This window comes from uncultured Fibrobacter sp. (assembly GCF_937877005.1).
Classification (GTDB): Bacteria; Fibrobacterota; Fibrobacteria; order Fibrobacterales; family Fibrobacteraceae; genus Fibrobacter.
Genome location: NZ_CALEFV010000350.1, coordinates 1 through 4,312, shown reverse-complemented (window position 1 = coordinate 4,312; position 4,312 = coordinate 1). Strand labels below are relative to the sequence as shown.

Sequence of the window (4,312 nt, the reverse complement as noted above, 5' to 3'; positions counted from 1 at the left end):
TCAGGTTCTAGTGCCTGCAAGGGCATGAAGGTTCAAGTCCTTTCATCCGCACTGAGAGCCCGCTGAATACTTCAGCGGGTTTTCTTTCTTACGGGCCCCATTTTCCAAGTATTGTATATCGCATCCATCTTTACTACATTCCCGTTCATGGACAACTTCGAAGACTTCTTCACGGAAACATTCGAGACGGCAACCCTCAGCGGAGAGCTTGTCACGCTTAGGGGCGTCAAGGAAAACGCGATTGGCCAGGCCTCGGCAGAAAACATCTTCGAAGCCATCTGCAATTCACGGGACTTTCTGATGGAGCACCTCCCCTGGATTCCGGAAACGGACATTTTTGATCTCAAGAAGCGCATCCGTTCATGGGTCCTGAACGAACGGTTCGGACAGGGCGGCTGCTGGCTCATTTTCAGGAATAACCCCTATACATCCGAAGGCCTTTTCGCCGGTTCCATCATGATGGAAGTAAACCTGCGGAACCATTCTGCCACGCTAAGCTACTGGCTTGCAAAGCCTTTCACCGGACAAGGGCTCATGACCGAATCGGTAAAGCTCATCACAAAATTTGCCTTTGAGCGGCTCAAGCTCAACCGGCTGGAGCTTCTCGTATCCGTTCACAACGAAAAAAGTGCCGCCGTTGCAAGGCGCTGCGGCTTCGTGGAAGAAGGCATAAACCGCGATTTTGAGCTAATAAACGGAAAATTTGTGGACCACAGGCGGTTCTCGCTTCTAGCCCGAGATGTTTATTAATGGTTACAATGGTTACTCGGGTAAACGAGAAACCTCAATTTTTTTTGTTTTTCGAGGGTAAAGACTTCTATTTTTTTTAGCATGGAAAATGGAGAAATTGAAAAACTCGTAGAACCGGATATCCTGCAGTATACTAACTACAGGGTTTACCTGCGCGACTACTACGAATACAAGAAGAAGACGACGAACGCCTTCAGTTTACGGTACTTTGCCGACAAGGCGGGGCTTTCCAGCCACGCCCACTTAAAGCTCGCCATCGATGGCAAGCGCAACATTACCAAAAATACGGTTACCAAGCTCATCCACGGCCTCGGGCTCGAAAACCAGCGTGCCGCCTATTTCGAGAGCCTCGTATTCTTCAACCAGGCGCAGACCGACGCCGACAAACAGATTTACTACGCCCAGCTGATCAAGGCAAGCCCGAGATCAAAGCTTCACAAGATGGACAAGGCCCAGTTCCGAATTTTCCAGGAATGGCACCACTCCGTCATCCTTGAAATGGTGGGGCTCAAGGATTTCAGACCCGTTCCAGACCTCATTTCCAAGAAGCTGCGCGGTCTGATTACCCCGGCTCAGGTTTCCGAATCCCTCAAGCTGTTGCTGGAACTAGGCCTGCTGGTCAAGACCGCCAACGGATACCGTCAACGCGATCCCCTGATCACCACCGACGATGAAGTCCAAGACATGATGGTCAAGCTCTACCATTTCCAAATGCTCAAGCTTTCATCCACCATGCTTTCGGAACTTCCGGGGCCAGAACGGGACATTTCGGCGCTTACATTTGGAATTAAGCGCTCAGATTTCCCAAATTTGAAAAAACATCTACAACTAATGCGAAAAGAACTGCTAGATTTCTCTGCAAAAGCAGGAGAAGCCGAGGATGTTGTGCAAATCAACCTCCAGCTTTTCCCTCTTACTCGAGGAGTGTAATGAAAGCCTTTTTGCACATAGCAACGATAGCAGCCTTCGCCATGACGGCATTGTCCTTGACTGCCTGTTCCGAGGACAAGTCTACTGCCGGCATCGAAATCGGCAATCCAAGTCTTGCCGACAGCGATTCTGCCGCAAAGCAGTCTGCGCTTCCGCTTGTGGCAGAATTTACGGTTGACTATTCCGAAGCCGCGACGCAACAAGCTCTTACCAAGAGCACTAGCAAGAGCGAGCCCTTCCTGCTAGATACATTTGCGCTCACCCTTACCGAGATTCGCTCCTTCTCGAGCTACTACACCAGCATTTCCGTCGACCCCGTCCTCGGATTGCAGCTATGGCCGTACGAAAACGATCCCGATGCCGAACTAAAAATTTCCTTCACCGAAGGAACGGCCATCGAGGAACCGTTCAAGGACATCGATCTCCAGGAAGAAGGATACCTCAAGGAAATGGGCGTCGGATTCCATTCCGATGAAAACTCCGCCATCTACGGCCGCGTGAAGATTGGAAAGAAATACCATAGGTTCGTCTACAGCCTGTCGAACTTCCAGAACATGATGCTCCGTTACCACTATTCACAGATAGACACCGGTGACGGAAAGGCGAACCTGTCCGTAATATTCCGCGTCAAGACGTTTACCAACGGCATTGACTTCTCCAACGCAGAAATTGCCGAAGACAGCGTCGTCTACATCAACTCCAAGTTTAACGCCGAACTCTGGGCGACCCTGAACGAACGCTTCATCCCGAGCTTCCAGCCCCTGCGTTTCGACTACACCACGGCCACTGAAGAAACCATTTCCGGCTATGTCGAAGATATCTGGAATGACATCGCCGCCAAGAAAGGTGAAAACACCATCATCAACGGGAACTTCCAATCTCCCTTCACCACGGACTGGATCTTGATGAACCAGTTCGGTGGACATGCCGACACGACCCTGATCGACGAAAAGGGAAAAGAACGCATCATGAAGGTAGAAGTCACCAAGGGCGGCACACATTCCTACAGTGTACAGCTCATACAGGAAAACGTGGCGCTCATCAAGGATGTCAAGTACAAGTGCGTATTCACAATCTGGTCCGACATCGAAGACTCCATCACGGTACGCATCGGTTCCTACTCCACCTACGAAACAGTCGGATTCCAGAAGCACGTGAATGTCCAGACGACAGGCCACTCCGTCGAAATCGATTTTTCTCCTACCGTGAGCGATCCGTTTGCGAGATTCGAGCTCAACCTGGGTGGTGCCGAGCGCACATTCTGGCTGAAAGAAGTACAAGTCCTCAGGCTTGAGTAGAAAAGCAAAACACAAATTAAGGCTCGCCACGGCGGGCCTTTTTTGCTAAATTCTAGTTACTATGGCTACTATTCCTACCCGTAAAGACAATCTCGTCATCGAAAACATTCGCCCCCAGATTGAAGGCGGGCGCTTTATGCTCAAGCGCGAACCGGGCGACACCGTCACGCTCACCGCGGACATTTTCCGCCACAGCCACGAAAAGTACGACGCGGCGATTTTCTACCGCCACGATTCCAAGAAAAAATGGGAAAAGGCTCCCATGCACTTTGTCGATAACGACCAGTGGGAAGGCTCTTTCACGGTCAACAACATCGGCTACTACGAATACAAGATTTGCGCCTGGACCGTGGAACCCAAGGACGAGCCGACCGAAAGCCCCGTGATGAAACTCCGCGTGGATCCGTCTTACGCCCGCATCGGTACATGGTACGAAATGTGGCCGAAGAGCCAGGGCACCGACCCCAAGAAGAGCGCTACCTGGAAGGATTGCGAAAACCAGCTTGACTACATCGCTGGCCTCGGCTTCGACACCGTTTACCTTGTACCTATTCACCCGATCGGTGTCACGAACCGCAAGGGCGCGAACAACGCCCTGCATGCCAAGGTCGACAAGAAGGGCAAGCCGCTCGAACCGGGATGCCCGTACGCCGTAGGTAACAAGAACGGCGGCCACTACGACGTGGACCCCGAACTTGGTTCCATGAAGGATTTCGAACACTTTGCCAAGGCCGCCCGCAAGAAGGGACTTCGCCTCGCGCTCGATATTGCGCTCAACTGCAGCCCCGACCACCCGTACGTGAAATCGCACCCGGAATGGTTCTACCACGAACCGGATGGCAGCATCAAGTTCGCCGAAAACCCGCCCAAGAAGTACGAAGACATTTACCCGTTCGACTACTACAATAAGAACTACAAGGCCCTGTGGCAGGAAATCGAAAACATTATCTTGTTCTGGGCCGACAAGGGCATCGAAATTTTCCGTATCGATAACCCGCACACCAAGCCGTTCCCGTTCTGGGAGTGGCTCATCGCCGACGTGAAGGAAAAGCGCCCGGAACTCGTGTTCCTTGCCGAGGCCTTTACCCGCCCGAAGATGATGCACCGCCTTGCAAAGTCGGGTTTCGACATGAGCTACACGTATTTCGCCTGGCGTAGCGCCAAGTGGGAATTCGAGCAGTACCTGAATTACCATTTCTCCATCTGCGAACGCGCGGATATGGTGGGAATCTCGCATCACACACTGGATATTTTACGAAAGAAAGGATAACATCATGCCAATCACAACCAGACGTGCGGCCATGGACGACCGCATCAGAATCATGCCGCTCCAG

4 protein-coding genes are annotated in these 4,312 nt (G+C 51.8%); all 4 read left to right on the top strand.

Translation table 11 applies throughout. The features are described from left to right. Positions 1–147 precede the first annotated feature (147 nt). Positions 148–750, top strand: coding sequence for a GNAT family protein (locus tag Q0628_RS15575; RefSeq protein WP_298772575.1), 603 nt, complete (start codon positions 148–150; stop codon positions 748–750). 81 nt (positions 751–831) lie between these two features. Further along, a complete protein-coding gene (locus tag Q0628_RS15570; RefSeq protein ID WP_298772573.1) occupies positions 832–1,680 on the top strand; it encodes a TIGR02147 family protein in 849 nt (282 codons plus the stop codon). Next, positions 1,680–2,978 (top strand): carbohydrate binding domain-containing protein, encoded by a 1,299-nt coding sequence (locus Q0628_RS15565; RefSeq protein WP_298772571.1) that lies wholly within the window; start codon positions 1,680–1,682, stop codon positions 2,976–2,978. Before Q0628_RS15570 ends, Q0628_RS15565 begins: the two co-directional genes overlap by 1 nt. A gap of 61 nt (positions 2,979–3,039) precedes the next feature. After that, positions 3,040–4,248, top strand: coding sequence for a maltotransferase domain-containing protein (locus tag Q0628_RS15560; protein WP_298772568.1), 1,209 nt, complete (start codon positions 3,040–3,042; stop codon positions 4,246–4,248). Positions 4,249–4,312: the final 64 nt, after the last annotated feature.

Coding starts and splice junctions, on each gene's coding strand:
- Q0628_RS15575 (WP_298772575.1), top strand. CDS start 148: ATGGACAACTTCGAAGACTTCTTCACGGAAACATTCGAGACGGCAACC.
- Q0628_RS15570 (WP_298772573.1), top strand. CDS start 832: ATGGAAAATGGAGAAATTGAAAAACTCGTAGAACCGGATATCCTGCAG.
- Q0628_RS15565 (WP_298772571.1), top strand. CDS start 1,680: ATGAAAGCCTTTTTGCACATAGCAACGATAGCAGCCTTCGCCATGACG.
- Q0628_RS15560 (WP_298772568.1), top strand. CDS start 3,040: ATGGCTACTATTCCTACCCGTAAAGACAATCTCGTCATCGAAAACATT.